This window comes from Blastococcus atacamensis (assembly GCF_002938425.1).
Taxonomy (GTDB): Bacteria; Actinomycetota; Actinomycetes; order Mycobacteriales; family Geodermatophilaceae; genus Blastococcus; species Blastococcus atacamensis.
The window spans coordinates 1-15,381 of the sequence record NZ_POQU01000018.1 but is presented as its reverse complement, the minus strand read 5'-3'; the positions used below and the strand labels follow the sequence as shown (position 1 = coordinate 15,381).

Annotated in this window: 16 protein-coding genes; 9 read left to right on the top strand and 7 right to left on the bottom strand. The window is 75.1% G+C overall.

The window, feature by feature from the left end; genetic code table 11:
* Nucleotides 1–53: 53 nt before the first annotated feature.
* The 6 genes from C5508_RS06870 (at nucleotide 54) to C5508_RS06845 (ending at nucleotide 6,073) form a co-directional block, all read left to right on the top strand.
* Nucleotides 54–1,004, top strand: a complete 951-nt coding sequence (locus C5508_RS06870; RefSeq protein ID WP_104524203.1) for a cation diffusion facilitator family transporter — start codon at nucleotides 54–56, stop codon at nucleotides 1,002–1,004.
* A 45-nt stretch (nucleotides 1,005–1,049) separates the two neighbouring features.
* Complete coding sequence (locus C5508_RS06865) at nucleotides 1,050–1,634, top strand: TetR/AcrR family transcriptional regulator (RefSeq protein ID WP_104524202.1); 585 nt, start codon at nucleotides 1,050–1,052, stop codon at nucleotides 1,632–1,634.
* Nucleotides 1,635–1,710: 76 nt separating this feature from the next.
* On the top strand, nucleotides 1,711–3,201 hold the full coding sequence (locus tag C5508_RS06860) for a carboxylesterase/lipase family protein (protein WP_104524201.1): 1,491 nt from the start codon (nucleotides 1,711–1,713) through the stop codon (nucleotides 3,199–3,201).
* A gap of 36 nt (nucleotides 3,202–3,237) precedes the next feature.
* Nucleotides 3,238–4,347 carry a LolA-like protein gene (locus tag C5508_RS06855; RefSeq protein ID WP_232796968.1) on the top strand — a complete coding sequence of 370 codons (1,110 nt, stop codon included), beginning with the start codon at nucleotides 3,238–3,240 and terminating at the stop codon, nucleotides 4,345–4,347.
* A complete protein-coding gene (locus tag C5508_RS06850; RefSeq protein WP_104524200.1) occupies nucleotides 4,344–5,264 on the top strand; it encodes an ABC transporter ATP-binding protein in 921 nt (306 codons plus the stop codon). The genes C5508_RS06855 and C5508_RS06850 overlap by 4 nt, the downstream gene beginning before the upstream one ends.
* Nucleotides 5,261–6,073 carry an ABC transporter permease gene (locus tag C5508_RS06845; protein ID WP_104524199.1) on the top strand — a complete coding sequence of 271 codons (813 nt, stop codon included), beginning with the start codon at nucleotides 5,261–5,263 and terminating at the stop codon, nucleotides 6,071–6,073. Before C5508_RS06850 ends, C5508_RS06845 begins: the two co-directional genes overlap by 4 nt.
* Here the strand turns inward: C5508_RS06845 and C5508_RS06840 are convergent.
* The gene (locus tag C5508_RS06840; RefSeq protein WP_104524198.1) at nucleotides 6,070–6,891 is read right to left on the bottom strand and encodes a lipase family alpha/beta hydrolase; all 822 of its coding nucleotides are present in this window, start codon (nucleotides 6,889–6,891) and stop codon (nucleotides 6,070–6,072) included. The two genes, C5508_RS06845 and C5508_RS06840, sit on opposite strands and share 4 nt — an antisense overlap.
* Before the next feature lie 53 nt (nucleotides 6,892–6,944).
* Between C5508_RS06840 and C5508_RS06835 the strand changes: the two genes are divergently transcribed.
* Nucleotides 6,945–7,643 carry a CDP-alcohol phosphatidyltransferase family protein gene (locus tag C5508_RS06835; RefSeq protein ID WP_104524197.1) on the top strand — a complete coding sequence of 233 codons (699 nt, stop codon included), beginning with the start codon at nucleotides 6,945–6,947 and terminating at the stop codon, nucleotides 7,641–7,643.
* Between the two features lie 132 nt (nucleotides 7,644–7,775).
* Complete coding sequence (locus C5508_RS06830) at nucleotides 7,776–8,750, top strand: carbohydrate kinase family protein (RefSeq protein WP_104524196.1); 975 nt, start codon at nucleotides 7,776–7,778, stop codon at nucleotides 8,748–8,750.
* A gap of 109 nt (nucleotides 8,751–8,859) precedes the next feature.
* Here the strand turns inward: C5508_RS06830 and C5508_RS06825 are convergent, their stop codons facing one another.
* From C5508_RS06825 to C5508_RS06800, 6 genes are read right to left on the bottom strand one after another with little or no spacing between them, the layout of a single operon-like run.
* On the bottom strand, nucleotides 8,860–9,519 hold the full coding sequence (locus tag C5508_RS06825) for a flavin reductase family protein (protein WP_198597935.1): 660 nt from the start codon (nucleotides 9,517–9,519) through the stop codon (nucleotides 8,860–8,862).
* Entirely contained in the window at nucleotides 9,516–10,655 is a 1,140-nt protein-coding gene (locus C5508_RS06820) for a glycosyltransferase (RefSeq protein WP_104524195.1), read from the bottom strand. The genes C5508_RS06825 and C5508_RS06820 overlap by 4 nt, the downstream gene beginning before the upstream one ends.
* Nucleotides 10,652–11,431, bottom strand: coding sequence for a carotenoid biosynthesis protein (locus tag C5508_RS06815; protein ID WP_104524194.1), 780 nt, complete (start codon nucleotides 11,429–11,431; stop codon nucleotides 10,652–10,654). Before C5508_RS06815 ends, C5508_RS06820 begins: the two co-directional genes overlap by 4 nt.
* On the bottom strand, nucleotides 11,428–13,068 hold the full coding sequence (locus tag C5508_RS06810; protein ID WP_104524193.1) for a phytoene desaturase family protein: 1,641 nt from the start codon (nucleotides 13,066–13,068) through the stop codon (nucleotides 11,428–11,430). The genes C5508_RS06815 and C5508_RS06810 overlap by 4 nt, the downstream gene beginning before the upstream one ends.
* The gene (locus C5508_RS06805; RefSeq protein ID WP_104524192.1) at nucleotides 13,065–13,655 is read right to left on the bottom strand and encodes a GNAT family N-acetyltransferase; all 591 of its coding nucleotides are present in this window, start codon (nucleotides 13,653–13,655) and stop codon (nucleotides 13,065–13,067) included. Before C5508_RS06805 ends, C5508_RS06810 begins: the two co-directional genes overlap by 4 nt.
* Nucleotides 13,652–14,146 (bottom strand): YbaK/EbsC family protein, encoded by a 495-nt coding sequence (locus C5508_RS06800; RefSeq protein ID WP_104524191.1) that lies wholly within the window; start codon nucleotides 14,144–14,146, stop codon nucleotides 13,652–13,654. Before C5508_RS06800 ends, C5508_RS06805 begins: the two co-directional genes overlap by 4 nt.
* 113 nt (nucleotides 14,147–14,259) lie before the next feature.
* On the opposite strand from C5508_RS06800, the gene C5508_RS06795 reads away from it, so the two are divergent.
* Entirely contained in the window at nucleotides 14,260–15,351 is a 1,092-nt protein-coding gene (locus C5508_RS06795) for a hypothetical protein (protein ID WP_157944018.1), read from the top strand.
* Nucleotides 15,352–15,381: the final 30 nt, after the last annotated feature.

Genomic DNA, 15,381 nt, shown 5'->3' with positions numbered 1-15,381 from the left:
GGCTGCTGTCTGCTCATCGTGCCCGGAGAGCGCCGGGCGCCTAGGGTCCGTCCGTGGCCAGTGAGGGAGGCACCACCGCCGTCGTCACCGCGCTGTTCGGCAACCTGGGCATCGCCGTCACCAAGTTCGTCGCCTTTCTGCTGACCGCGTCCTCGTCGATGCTGGCCGAGTCGCTGCACTCCGTGGCCGACACCGGCAACCAGGTGCTGCTCCTGATCGGTGGCAAGCGCGCCAAGCGGGCGGCGACCCGCGAACACCCGTTCGGCTTCGGCCGCGCGCGCTACGTCTACGGCTTCATCGTGGCCGTGGTGCTGTTCACGCTCGGCGGGCTGTTCGCCCTCTACGAGGCCTGGCACAAGTGGGCCGAGCCGGAGCCCATCACCTCGTGGCGATGGGTTCCGATCGCGGTCCTGCTGGTGGCGATCGCGCTGGAGGGCTACTCGCTGCGAACCGCCGTCCGCGAGTCGGACAAGGTCCGCGGGAACCGTTCCTGGCCGGAGTTCGTCCGGACGACGAAGTCCCCGGAGCTGGCCGTCGTCCTCCTGGAGGACTTCGGCGCGCTGCTCGGTCTGCTCTTCGCGTTGGCCGGGGTCTCGCTCACGCTGGTCACCGGGGACGGCCGCTGGGACGCCGCGGGATCGGCGGTCATCGGTCTGCTCCTCGTGGTGATCGCCGTCGTGCTCGCGGTCGAGATGAACTCGCTGCTCGTCGGCGAGAGCGTGAGCCCCAGGAACCGGCGGGCGATCGAGGCGGCGCTGCCCGGCGGCCACATCGAGTCGATCATCCACATGCGGACGCTGCACCTCGGACCCGAGGAGGTCCTCGTGGCGGCGAAGGTCGCGTTCCGTGCCGGCGCGTCCGCCGAAGAGGTGGCCACGGCCATCGACGACGCCGAGCGCCGGATCCGGGAGGCCGTCCCGATCGCCACCGTCATCTACCTCGAGCCGGACCTGCGCCGACCGGCTCCCGAGCCGGCCGGCACGGAGCCCCCCGCGGCGCCGTGATCCCGGCCGGCGCTCAGACGCCCTTCCCGTGCCGTCCCTGAACCGGTGACGGAGCAGCGGCGCACCCAGGAACAGCGGCGCGCGGACACGCGCGGGCGCCTCCTGGCGGCCACGATCGCCTGCCTGGTCGACCACGGCTACGCGAGTACGACGACACAGCGGGTGCAGGACCGCGCCGGCGTGTCACGCGGGGCGCTGCTCCACCACTTCGCCACCAAGGAGGCCCTCCTGGTCGCCGCCGTCTCGCACGTGGCCGACGGTCAGATCCGACGAGTGCGGGAGGAGGCGGTCTCCGGGAGGGCGACCGACGAGGTGGACCTGCTGCACCAGGTGATGTCCGGTCCGCTGTTCCTCGCCGGGCTGGAGCTGTGGTCGGCCGCCCGCACCGAGCCCGTCCTCCGTGACGCGCTCCTGCCGGAGGAGCGCCGGGTGGGCGCCGCGGTGCGCGAGCTGCTGGCCGAGCTGGTGCCCGGCTTCCGGCTCGACCGCGCCGCCGTCGAGGGACTGCTCGCCCTCTACCGGGGTCTGGCCCTGACCAGCGTGCTGCGCGAGGACGTGGGCCTGGACCGGCGGGTGCTCCGGCTCTGGACCGACCTGGTGCTCCGCAGCGCTCCCGCCGGCCCCGGCTGACCTGCCGCCTCGAGACCGGCAGCTCCGGAGGACCCCGGGTCGACGCGGGGGGCGCTGGGTCCGATAGACCTCGGGCATGCAGCTCGAGGTCGTCACCACGTCAGGAACGGTCCGCGGCACCGCCGTCGGCCCCGCCGTCGCCTTCAAGGGCATCCCGTACGCCGCGCCACCCTTCGGCGACCTGCGCTTCGCCGCGCCGGTGCCGGCCCCGCGGTGGGACGGCGTCCGCGACTGCACCGCTTACGGCCCCACCGCGCCGAAACCGCCCTATCCCGCTCCGGTCGACCTGCTGCTGCCCGAGCCGGTGGTGCCGGGCGAGGACGTGCTGAACCTCAACGTCTGGACACCGGACCCCGCTGCCGACGGACTCCCCGTGCTGGTGTGGATCCACGGTGGGGCGTTCGTCAACGGCTCCGGCGCGGTGCCGCAGTACGACGGAACGGCGTTCGCCCGGGACGGCGTGGTGCTCGTGACGATCAACTACCGGCTGGGCGTCGACGGGTTCCTGCACTTCGACGACGACGGCCCGGCCAACCGCGGGCTGCTGGACCAGGTGGCAGCGTTGGAATGGGTGCGCGACAACATCGCGGCGTTCGGTGGCGACCCGGGCACGGTGACCATCGCCGGGGAATCGGCGGGCGCGATGAGCGTGACGTCGCTGCTGTCGATGCCGCGAGCGGCCGGGCTGTTCGGCCGCGCGGTGGCCCAGAGCGGAGCCGGGCACCACGCACTGTCGTCCGGGACGGCGCGACGGGTGGCCGGGTACCTCGCCGAGCGGCTCGGCGTCCCGCTCACCCGGGAGGCGCTGGCCGCGGTGCCCATCCAGCAGCTGGTGACCGCTCAGCGGGCGCTGTCGCAGGAGGCAGCCACGGTGCCGGACCCGGCGCGCTGGGGTGAGATCACGGTGAACGCCATGGTCTGGGAGCCGGTGATCGACGGCGACGTCCTGCCGTCGCTGCCCATCACCGCGGTCGCGGCCGGCGCCGGCTCGGACGTCGACGTCCTGGTCGGCACCAACAGTGACGAGCACACCCTGTTCCTCGTGCCGAACGGGGTGGTCGACTTCGTCAGCGAGGACCTGTTGCGGCTGGCGCTCGCGGGCTACGGCGTGCCCGCGGATGCCACGATCGACGCCTACCGGGCCGATGCGCCCTCGGCCGGCCCCGGCGACCTGCTCGTCAAGGCGGCCACCGACTGGTTCTTCCGCATCCCTGCGGTCCGGCTGGCCGAGGCGCGCAGCGGCGCACCGGGGCGGACCTTCATGTACGAGTTCGCGTGGCCGAGCCCGCAATTCGACGGCCGCCTCGGGGCGTGCCACGCGCTGGAGCTCGCCTTCGTCTTCGACACCCTGACCAGCGAGGGAGTGGAGCCGCTGGCCGGACCGGCCGCGCCGCAGGACCTGGCCGACACCATGCACGCGGCTTGGGTGGCGTTCGTGCGGACCGGCGACCCGGGATGGCCGGCCTACGACCTGGCCACCCGCCCGGTCCAGGTGTACGGGCAGCTCACCGGGGTGGTTACCGACCCGCGAGCCGAGCAGCGGACGCTGTGGGAGGGCGTCCGGTAGACCGGCCGTCCCGCCTGCCGTCGTACCGTGGGCGGCGTGGCGGCAGGCGGACGCGGCGCGGTCGCGCGCTGGGCGGTCGTCGCCGCGCTGGTGGGCGCGCTCGTCGCGCTGCCCTCGCTCATCGGCGCGCTGCCGGCCGCCGACGAGCCGGTGGGCGCAGTGGAGCTCCGGGCCGCCGTCCTTGCCAGCGCGGACGTCGGGTTCTCCGGCTATGCGGAGTCAGCGGGCGGCCTGGCGCTGCCGGTGACCGAGCAGCTCGGGTCGGTGGCCGACCTGTTCAGCGACCGGACGACGATGCGCGTGTGGTGGCGCGGCCCCGCGGACAACCGTGTCGACGTCGTCACCGCCGGCGGTGAGACCGGCATCCGCCGGGACGCGACCGGTACGTGGACCTGGGAGTACGAGCGGGCGACCGCTACCCGGGCGGTCCTCGGCCCCCTCGCGCTGCCCGCGCCGCCGGACCTGCTGCCGAGCGCCCTGGGCCGGCGGCTGCTGTCCGAGGCCACCGAGCGGGAGGTGACCCGCATCGGTGCCCGCCGGGTGGCCGGCCGGAACGCGCTGGGCCTGCGGCTCGTGCCCGGTCAGCCGGCCTCCTCCGTATCCCACGTCGACGTCTGGGTCGACGGCGGAACCGGGCTGCCCCTGCAGGTCCAGTTGTTCGCCGACGCGGCTGATCGCGCCGCCATGGACACCCGCTTCCTCGATCTGGACCTGGGCACCCCGGCGGCGGCCACCACCGCCTTCGCGCCGCCGCCGGGAGCCCGGGTGCGGTCGGCGCAGGAGGCCGAGGTCCTGCTCGAGGCCGGGCGACGGATCCGGACCGTCCCGTTCCCCGCCCAGCTCGCCGGTCTGCCGCGCCGCACGCTCCAGGGTGTGCCGCCGGGCATCGGGCTCTACGGCCGCGGCGTGACCCTGCTGACCGTGGCCCCCCTGCCCCGCCGCCTCGCGAGCGGGCTGCGGACGACGCTGGCGCAGGCCCCGGGCGCCGTCGTGGACGGATCGAGCGTCCGGGTGGCGGCCGGACCGGTGGGGCTGATGGTCGTGGACGTGCCCGGCCAGGGTCCGTACGTGCTCACCGGCACGGTCACCGTGGACGCCCTCGCCACTGCGGCCGCCGAGGTGCCCGACCTGCGGCCGGCGCCGTGAGCGCGGTCATCGCCACCCGCGGCCTGGTCAAGCGCTACGGCCGGCTGCGGGCGGTGGACGGCATCGACCTCGACGTCCGCGCCGGTGACGTGTACGGCTTTCTCGGCGCCAACGGATCGGGCAAGACCACCACCGTCCGGATGCTGCTCGGTCTGGTGCTGGCGACCAGCGGCGACATCGAGCTCCTCGGCGCACGGACGGCGCGGGCCCGGCAACGGGTGCTGCCCCGCGTCGGCGCCCTCATCGAGGGCCCCGCCTCCTACGGACACCTCTCCGGCCGGGAGAACCTCGCGCTGCTCGACGCGTCCGGGCCTGGCGGCTCGTGGCGGACGCGCACCCGTCGCATCGCCGCGGTGCTGGAGCAGGTGGGGCTCGGCGGGGTCGGCCGTCGTCCGGTCAAGGCCTACTCGTTGGGCATGCGCCAGCGTCTCGGGCTGGCCGGCGCGCTGCTCCGCCGTCCCGACCTGCTGGTCCTCGACGAGCCGACCAACGGGCTGGACCCGCAGGGCATCTCGGAGATCCGCGCGCTCCTGATCGACCTGCACCGCGGCGGGACGACGATCTTCCTGTCCAGCCACCTGCTCGCCGAGGTGGAGCAGCTGTGCTCGCGGGTGGGCGTGCTCGACCGCGGGCGCCTCGTGCTGCAGGACGAGCTCGCGACCCTCACCGCGCCGACCGGGGCGACGGTCGTGGTGACGCCTGCGCCCGAGCAGGCGCGGGCGCTGCTCGACGGGCGGCTCACCTCCGTCACCGGGGACCGGTTGGTCGTCCGCGGCAGCGACCCGGCCGAGGTCAACGCGCTCCTCGTGCGGGGCGGCGTGCCGGTCACCGGGCTGGCCATCGAGCGGCCGACCCTGGAGGAGGTCGTGCTGGCCAGGACCGCCGCCAGCCCCGACCGGGTGGAGGCACACCCGTGATCCTGGTCGAGCTGCGCAAGACGTTCCGCCGTCCGCGGACCTGGGCGACCATCGCGGTGCTCAACGCCCTGCCCGTGCTCGTCGCCGTGCTCCTGGTGCTGACCGACCTGGCGCCCCGGCCCGGCGAGGGTCCGCCGTTCCTCTCGGCCGTGCTGAGCAACGGCACGCTGTACCCGCTGGCCGCGCTGGCGATCGTCCTCCCGCTGTTCCTGCCCATCGCGGTCGCGGTCGTGGCTGGGGACGCCATCGCCGGGGAGGCGCAGGCCGGCACGCTGCGCTACCTGCTGGCGCGCCCCGCCGGGCGCACCCGGCTGCTGGTGGCCAAGCTGGTCGCCGTCCTGGCGTTCGTGCTCGTGACGGTGCTGGTCGTGGCCGCCGTGGGCTACGTCATCGGGACGACGCTGTTCGAGGCGCAGCCGGTCGCCGGCGGCACCTCCGTGTCCGGGACCTCCCTGACACCGGAGGAGGTTGCGTGGAGGACCCTGCTGGCGATCGGCTACGTGGCGGTGTCGATGCTGGGCGTGGCGGCGTTCGCGCTCTTCTTCTCCACGCTCACCGACTCACCCCTGGGCGCGACGATGGGGGCGTTGGCCGTACTCGTGGCGTCCTCTCTGCTGTTCACCCTCGACGCCGCCTCGCCGCTGGCGCCCTACCTGCCCACCCGGTACTGGCTGTCGTTCGTCGACCTCTTCCGCGAACCGATCCTCTGGCGCGACGTCACCCGGGGGCTGGCGCTGCAGGGGGTCTACGTGGGCGCGCTCCTGTCGGCCGCGTGGGCGAGCTTCACCACCAAGGACATCACCAGCTAGGCCGGAGCCCCGTCCCGGAGATCGGCGCAGTCGTCGGGGCCCAGTTCCACGACGTCGCCGGCACCCAGCTCGGCGAGCACCATCGCCTGCACCAGCGGATCGGTGGGGAGCCCGTTGTGGCTCACGACGGCGTCCGCGCAGACCGACTGCACGGCCACGTTCAGCGCGCCGGCGAGCCGGGCGGAGTCCGGAGGGGTCACCGTCCGGTCCTGCGTGGTCCAGAAGGAGACCCAGCCGGCGGCGTCCGGGGTCTCGTCATCGGTGTTGAGTTCGGCCAGCAGGTCGCTCGCGGGGTCCATCTGCTGGCAGGCGAGGGGGCACTGCCCGGGCAGGACCGAGCCGGCGAGGCCCGCCAGGTCGGTGCCGTGATGGGGGGAGCCGAGCGTCACCACGCGGCGCACCCGATCGCTACCCGCGCCGGACACCCACAGGCGGGCGATCAGCCCTCCCGCCGAGTATCCGATGATGTCGACGGACTCCGCGCCGGTGCGCGCCAGCGCGGCCGTCACCGCCTCGTCGAGCGCGACGGCCGACTCTGCCAGGTCGCCGGTTCCGCTGCCGGGCACCTGCACCACGGTGGCGTCCCGGCCCTCGAGCGCCAGCCTGTCGGCCAGCGGCCGCAGGACGGCGGTGTTCCCGCCGTAGCCGGGCACGAGCAGCACCGGGCCCGGGCGCTCCTGCGCCGACGCGCCGGGACTCGCGGGCTCGTCCCGGTTGCCGAGCACGACCGCCGTCCCGACGGCGGCCGCCACGAGGACCAGGAGCGCGGCCAGCCCGAGGACGACGCGACGGCGGGCGGGCGAGAGACCGGCGAACACACCCCTACTGTGCCTGCTGGAGCGCCGGAGCGGCGCGAGAGAGGAGGCCCACCGTGCTCGACCGGGAGGAGTACCTCGCCGCGTGGTCGCGCTGGCACGGCGGTGCCGACACCGGCGCGCCGCTGGTCCGGGGTTGGCTGACGCTGGCGCACACGCTCGCCAGGCCGCTCGCCGCCCTTCCGCCGTGGGTGGCCACGGCCGCCGGCGCGCTGGTCGCGGCCGCGGCCGTGCTCCCGGCCACCTCCGGCGGTGCCTGGCTGGTGGTGGCGGGGCTGCTGGTCGGCCTCTCCGGACTCCTGGACAGCCTCGACGGCGCCCTGGCCATCGGAACCGGCCGGGCCTCGCAGCGCGGGTACGTGCTGGACTCCGTCGTCGACCGGCTGACGGAGGCCGCTTATGCCGCCGCCCTCTGGGCGGCCGGTGCGCCGGGCTGGCTCGCCGTCGGCTTCGGCGCGCTCTGCTGGCTGCCCGACTACCTGCGGGCGCGCGCCGGACAGGCGGGCGTACACCGGACCGGCCCCATCTCGCTGTGGGAGCGGCCCACGCGGGTGGTCATGGCGGGCCTCACCCTCAGTGGCGCCGGCGTGGTCTCCGGACTGGAGGTCGCGGGGCTGGAGGCCGGCCGCGTGGTGGTCACGAGCGGTGCCGCTGTCGGTGCCCTGCTGGGTGCCGTCGGCGTCGTCCAACTCGGCGTGTGGCTCCGCGGGGAGCTCGGCGGGCCAGGCGAGGCGGACGTCCCTCCGCCCGACTGAGCGGCCGACCGCGCACCTCGCCGGGGCCCGGGCCGCAGGCGGCTCCTAAGGTGTGCAGTGCCCGACCCCTCCCAGGCCCCCGCAGCCGGCCGCGTGCCGCCGACGCCAGCCACCCTCTCCAGGAGCGCCACCGTGCCCGTCGTCGTCACCGGCTCCATCGCCACCGACCACCTGATGACCTTTCCCGGTCTGTTCACCGAGCAGTTCGTCGAAGGTCAGATGGAGAACGTCTCGCTGTCCTTCCTGGTCGACGACCTGGTGCAGCACCGCGGCGGCGCCGGCGCCAACATGGCCTACGGCCTCGGGCTGCTCGGCCTGACGCCGGTTCTCGTCGGCGCGGTGGGCAGTGACTTCGCCGACTACGAGGCCTGGCTCTCCCGGCACGGGGTCGACACCGGCAGCGTCCACTGGTCGGAGCTCAAGCACACCGCGCGGTTCGTGTGCACCACCGACCAGGCGAACAACCAGATCGCGTCGTTCTACTCGGGCGCGATGGCCGAGGCCTCGCGGATCGAGCTCGCGCCCGTCGTCGGCCGCGTCGGTTCCCCCGACCTCGTCGTCGTCGGCCCGAACGACCCGACCGCGATGGTGCGGCACACCCAGGAGTGCCGGGACCGCGGTTACGCCTTCGCCGCCGACCCCAGCCAGCAGCTGGCCTGGGCCGGCGGAGACATGATCATGGACCTCGTGTCCGGCGCCGAGGTGCTGTTCACCAACGAGTACGAGGCGGCCCTGCTGCTGCAGAAGACCGGCTGGACCGCCGATGAGGTGCTGGACCGGGTCGGCTCCTGGGTGACGACCCGTGCCGCCGACGGCGTGCTGGTGCGCCGGGCCGGTGAGGAGCCGCTCGAGGTCATCGCGGTGCCCGAGACCAAGCCGGTCGAGCCCACCGGCGGCGGCGACGCCCTGCGCGCCGGGTTCATCGCCGGGCGCATGTGGGGGCTGTCCCTGGAGCGGGCCACCCAGCTCGGTTCCGCCGTCGCCACCGCGGCCGTCGAGGTGATCGGTACGCAGGAGTACGACCTGCCGCGGGAGAGCTTCCTCGCCCGCTTCGCCGAGGCGTTCGGTGCCGAGGCGGCCGACGAGATCGGGGCGCACCTGCCCTGACACTGTCGTCCCCCGGACGACACCGCGGCCACGTGCCGTGCCCCTGCTGCGTCGAGCGCGCCCGTGCGTTCCGGTCGGAAGGCCTCCGGCCCCCGCGACCGGTCCGCTGTCACTCTCCTCGGAAACGCTGCCCGATGGAGGGGTCCTCGGCCCACACGCGGTAGGGGATGCGGGGGATCTCCCGCACCTCGCCGATCGTCGCCCACTCGTTGCCGCCCAGGCGGGCCAGCGGCCGCAGGTGCTCGATCCGCGGTCGGCCGTCCCGCACCGCCTCGGTCCACGCACTGACGTGCACCACCCGGCCGAACACGACGGTGCTGTCGCCGAGGCGCAGCGTCGAGTGCAGCGTGCACTCGAGGGTGACCGGCGAGTCGGCGACCCGCATCGCGGCCACCTTCTCCGCCGGCTCCAGTCGCACCCCGGCCTCCTCGGCCTCGCTCCGGTCGGCCGGGAAGTCGGTGCCCGTGGCGTTGATCTGCTCGAACAGCGCCTCGGGGGTCAGGCTGACGGTGAACTCGCCGGTGGCCTCCACGTTGCGCAGCGAGTCCTTCCGGCCCACCGAGGTGAACTGCACGATCGGCGGATCCACGCAGGCGACGGTGTAGAAGGAGTGCGGCGCCAGGTTGTGCACGCCCTCGGCCGAGCGGCTGCACACCCACGCGATCGGTCGCGGCACGACGACGGAGTTCAGCACCCGGTAGAACGCGCCGACCTCCATCTCCGCGGGGTCGAACGAGGTGCGCGGCCGGGACGGGTCGGGAGCGGTCACCGCCCCATCGTCGCCGACGACTGCGCGGCCGGCTCGACCGGCCGCCCCCGCCAGTGCAGGGTCCCGTGCCGCCGCCCACGCACCGAGCGCAGCATCAGCAGGTCCAGCAGCAGCACCGAGACGGGGTGCGCCAGAGCGTCCGGCCAGGCCCGGCTGCCCGACGTCCGTGCGCTGAGCAGCCGACCCGCCACTCCCGCCAGGTAGCCCGCCAGCCCGGCGCGGGACCCGCCGAGCGCGGCCACCGGCGGGACCACGTAGACCGCGGTCAGGGCCGCCGCGGCGGCCACCCCGGCGGCCGGGCGGCTCCCGACGGAGGCCCACAGCGACTTGGCGTAGCCCTCGCGGACCTGCGGCCAGCCCTCGTACATCCGGCAGGCGGCCAGCTGCGAACCGTCGACCGGGCCTCCTCGCCCGCCGGCCCGCTTCACCGCACGCAGCAGCGCGATGTCCTCCAGCACCTCGCCCCGCACGGCCGCGTGACCGCCGGCCCGCTCGTAGGCGTCCCGGCGCACGACCAGGAACTGGCCGTTGGCCGCGGCCAGGGACGGTCGGGGGGAGCGCTCGGCCAGCCGCAGCGGCAGCGTCGTCGTCCAGAGCCAGGGCGCCAGCGGCTGCACCAGGCGCTCGGCGGCACCGGCCGCGAGCGGGCGCGGCCACGGGGAGACGAGGTCCAGGCCGGACGCGGCGAGCAGGGCGACGGCGGACGTGATCGCGTCGGGGAAGAGACGGACGTCGGCGTCGACGAAGACCAGCACCTCGTCCTGCCGGCGGTCGGCAGCGGCGACGCCGACGGCGCAGGCGTGCGGCTTGCCCAGCCACCCCTCGGGCAGGGGAGGAGCGGTCACCAGCCGCACCCGGGAGTCGTGCACCGCGCGGACGATGTCGGCGGTGCCGTCGGTGGAGCCGTCGTCCACGACGACCACCCGGAGCCGGTCCAGGCCCCGCTGGTCGAGGAGCGCGGCGAGGCAGTCGCCCACGGAGTGCGCCTCGTCGCGCACGGGGAGCACGACGGTGACGGGGAAGGGGCTGGCCGGCGGATCGTCGGGCGGCCGGCGCAGCAGGACGGTGTTCACCGCGGCGTGTGCGGCGCCGATCCCGGCGAGCGCGGACAGGACGCGCACGGCGCGGCCGCTCATGCCCGTCGCCGCCGGAGGACCAGCACGACGAGGACCGGCACCGCCAGCACCGCACCCCAGGCGGCCGAGCCGGGCAGGTCCAGCCAACCGGCGTGCGCCAGCGCGCCCCCGAGGGTCATCCAGGCCAGGGCGAGCAGCGGGGCGGCCGGACCGATCCGGGGCGGCTCCCCGGTGCGCGCGACCAGCAGGTCGAGCAGCGTCATCAGCACCGCGCCGGCGAGCAGCCAGCCGGCCAGGTTGGTGAGCGGCACGGTGTCGATGCCGGGCAGGCCCGGGGTGGGGTGCGCCCAGGTCCAGTACCCGGCCTGCACCATCTGCGGGTCCAGGACGACGTCCCACGCCGCGAAGATCCCCGCCGCCCAGCCGATCCGCGCCGCTCGCCGGTCGGCCAGGTACCCGGCGAGCAGCCAGCTGGGCCAGGCCATCATCAGCCAGGCCAGCGGCACGAGGAACGGCACGCCGAGCAGCGTGGGGCCCAGGGCGTCGCTGTAGGTATAGCTGCCGTACGGATAGCCGGTGGCCAGGCCGACCGCCTCGAACGCGACGGCGGTGAGGGCCACGACCCCCAGCACCCCGAGGCCGGTGCGCAGTCCCCGGCTGATCGCGGCGTGCGCCACCGACAGCGTGGCGCCGAGCAGCACGATCGTCCACGAGACGACGTCCCGGGCTGCTCCGTCGGTGAGCGGATAGGCGATGGCGGTGCCCACGAGCGCGACGGCCAGCACCGGCGGGAGCAGCCGCCCAGGGGTGGTCGCCGGCACGACGGTCGCGGTCATCCGCGCAGCGCCCGGAGCCGGCCCAGCACCCGGCCGGCCGCGGCGCGCGGGCCCTTCCGGTCGGCCAGCAGCACGCGGGCCGCCGTCCGCCCGGAGTTGCCCGAGACCCCGCCTCCGGGGTGCGTGGAGGCCCCGGCCAGGTACAGCCCGGGCAGTCCCGGGACCCGGTAGCCCGACAGCGCGGGCGCCGGCCGCAGCATGAACATGCTGGCCAGGCCCATCTCCACGTGCATCACGTTGCCACGGGGCAGGGACAGCTCCCGCTCCAGCTCCAGCGGGGTCTGCACGTAGGTCTCCTGCACCGAGGCGGCGAAGCCGGGGGCGTAGCGGTCCACCGCCTCGATCAGGCGGCGCGCCTCGGCATCGGCGAGCGCGTCCCAGTCGCCGCCGTCGGCCATCGCGTAGGGGTACCACTGGCCCCAGATGGTGACCACGTGCCGTCCGGGCGGGGCCAGGGTGGGATCGCTCGCGGAGAACGACATCGCCAGCGGCACCGGCTCGCGGGGAACCCGGCCGGCACGCCAGTCGCCGTGCGCGGAGGCCAGCTGCCCGCGGTCGGTGCACAGCAGCTGCAGCCCCTGCAGCGCCTGCTCCGGTGCGACGCCGGGATAGGCGGGCAGAGCGTCGGTGAGGGCGCGCACGACGAGGCCGAAGCCGTTGCCGATCGGCGGCGCGGCGTCGGCGAGCACCGGCGGGGCGTCGTCCCCGGCGAGCTGGCGGGTGACGTCGATGTGGCAGGCGGCGACGACGGCGCCGGCCCGGACGGTGCGCCCGGACCGGGTGCGGACGCCGGTGACGCGGCCGTCCTCGACCAGCAGCCGCTCGGCGCCGTCGCCGAGGGTGACCCGGCCGCCGTCGGACTCCAGCCGGCGGCGCAGCGCGCGGGTCAGGCCGCCCGAGCCGCCCACCGGGTGCCCGGGCGGGACATCGTGCAGCAGCGCCACCCAGCCGACCATCGCCGCCGTGCCGGGCTCGGACATGGGCGGTCCCGACTGCGCGCCGAACCAGGCCAGCGCCGCCTTGAGCCGCTCGCTGGTGAACCACCTGTCCAGCAGCGCGTCGCCCGAGCCCAGGAAGTCGACCGCGAGCTCGCCGCCGGGAGTGCGCGGACGGCCCTCGGCGGGCGCGCCGAGCGGCCAGAACGAGCCGATCAGGCCGCGGGCGTTCGGAGCCCGGCCGAAGGAGGCGACGACGGCACGGCTGCGCGGCCCCCACACCTCGACGAACCGGCGGTAGGCGGCGGCGTCGGCGGGACCGCAGGCGGCCTCGATGGAGGCGCAGGTGGCGTCCAGGTCGACGGAGAGGACCAGCGGGCGGCCGTCGGGACCGGCGTCGCCCGGCTTCGGTGCGGGTGCGAAGCCCCACGGGTCGCAGTCGAGGTAGCGCAGCCCGTGCGCGGCCAGGTCCAGCTCCTCGACGATGCCGCTGTGCCGGATGATCACGTGCGCGCTGGAGCCGCGGTCCACCTGCACGCCGGGCCACCGCTCCACGGTCGAGACAGCGCCGCCGAGCACGTCGTCGGACTCGACCACCTCCACCGCGAGGCCGGCGCGGGCCAGGTAGCAGGCGGCCACCAGGCCGTTGTGACCGGAGCCGATGACGACGACGTCGGCGTGTGCAGGAGGAGGAGTGGTCACGCTCGGGAGTTCGCCGGCGACCCGTCGCGCGGATGCAGCGGCAGCTGGATGCCGAGGATGGCGAAGGGGCGGCTGTCGCCGGGGAAGTGGTAGTTCCGGGCCAGGTCGACGAAGCCGTCGGCCCGGTACAAGCGGAAGGCCTTCGTGTCGGCGTCCGGCGTGGAGAGCAGGGCGACCGGGTGCGGCACGTCGACGAGCGCGTGCAGCAACTGCCGGCCCAGCCCCTGGCTCTGGGAGCCCGGGTCGACGTGCAGCTCGCACACCTCGAAGGCGCCGGGCAGCCACTTCTTCGCCGTCCGCCGGTCGAGCGCGGCGCGCACCTGGTCGTGCCACCACTGCCCGGGGGCGATGAGGTAGCCGTAGCCGAAGCCGACCAGCCGCTCGCCCTCGGGTGTCTGCGCGAACGCGCCCACGGCGCGGAAGCCGGGGCGCTCGGTGTGCTGGATGGCGTAGCCGTACCGGCCGGCGACGACGCCGGAGTCGTAGCCCATGGCCAGCCCGTAGATGGCCAGCACCTCGTGCATGTGCTCGCGCATCCACGGCGGGGGGAGCTCGACGATGCGGGTGGCGGGGCGGGTGCCGGTCACGGTGCGCCCACCTCGGCGCCGACCTCGACGGGCGTGCCGTCGGTGAGGCGCAGCAGCTCGTCGTAGCTGGTCGGGAACACCGCGGCGGGGTGACCGGCGGCCGCCCACACCCGGTCGTGGCGGGCGAGCTCGACGTCGACCAGCGTGCCCAGGGGAGCGGGGTGGCCCAGCGGGGCGACGCCGCCGACGGGCTGGCCGGTGTGCCGGCGGACCTCCTCGGCCGGAGCCGGGATCAGCGAGCTGACGCCGAGCAGGGCGGCGACCTGGTCGACGTCGACTCGGTGCGCGCCGCTGGTGAGGACCAGCAGGGGTGAGCCGTCGGCGAGGAACACCAGGCTGTTGACGATCGCGCCGACGGGAACGCCCAGCTCGGCGGCGGCGGCCGCGGCGGTGCGGACCTCGGTCGGGAGGACGCGCACCTGGCCGGTGGCACCGGCCTCGGCGAGCAGCTGGGCGACGGCGGCCACCCGGGGGTGCGGTGGTCGGCTCATGCGGTGATCCTGCCACCGCCCCGGGGACGCCGCCCCCTACAGGTTGCGGTGGTGCCGCTCCGGGTCGTGCCTGACCTGCGGAAACTGTCGTACCCCGCCCATAGCGTGCAGGCATGTGGAGCGAAGGGGTGCCGGGCTCGCCGTTGGATGGCGAGCCGATCCCGTTCGTGCCCTCGGAGGTGACGTCGGAGGAGACGAGTGAACTCGAACTCGTCGCCGACATCTGGTCCGCTGATGCGCACATGGCCCGCGAGTACGCCCGGCAGGCCGCCGTCATCGCGGAGCTGGCGCGCCGCCGCTCGGTGGAGCGCGACGCCGACTTCGGTCCGCGCGGTGGTCCGGGGCGGAGCTCGCGGGCGGGGTGCCCCGCCGCGCTCGCGCACGTGTCCGACGACTTCGTCTCCGAACTGGCCACCATCCGCCTCTGCTCGGAGGCCGAGGCCTCCCGGCTGGCGGTCGAGTCGATCCTGCTCACCACCAAGCTGGCTGCGACGTGGTCGGAGCTCTTCGCCGGGCGGCTGACCATGCGGAAGGCCCGGATCCTGCTCGACCTGCTGGGTGACGCCTCCGATGCCGTTGCCGCCGAGGTGCAGGCGCGGGTGCTGCCCGGTGCCGAGGACTGCCCGCCGTCACGGCTGGGCGATCGGGTGCGCTACCACCTCTACCGGGTCGACGCCGAGGCCAAGGAGCGCCGCCGGAAGGAGGCCGAGCGCCGAGCCGACGTGCATGTCGAGCGCACCGCCGATGATCTCGGCCGGCTGGTCATCGAGGGCCCGCTGCCCGCGGTCCACGCGGCGCGGGACGCGGTCGACCAGTACGCCCGCTGGATGCGGGCCGAGGGCGACGAGCGGCCGATGGGCGTGCTGCGCTCGGCGTGCGCACTCGATCTGATCCTCCGGCCGTGGGACACCAGCCGCCCGCCGGTGACCGCGCACCTGCACATCCACGCGGCGCTGCCCGCCCTGCTTCCGGACGCATCGCCCGGCGCCGCTCCGGCGGAGCTCGACGGGTGGCTGGTCTCCGCCGCGCAGTGCCGGGATCTGCTCGGGTCCCTCGGGATGCTCGGACTGGCGTCCCCGCCGGCCGGTGGATCGATCACCGTGGCGATCGACGACCCGGCCGGCGGCGAGACCGTCGCGGTGGCGACCCGGGCGGAGCTCCGCCGGGCCGCCGTCGGGATCCGCCCGCGCCGAAGAACAGGATAAGAGAGACAACGGTGTACCCGGGTACTCCTA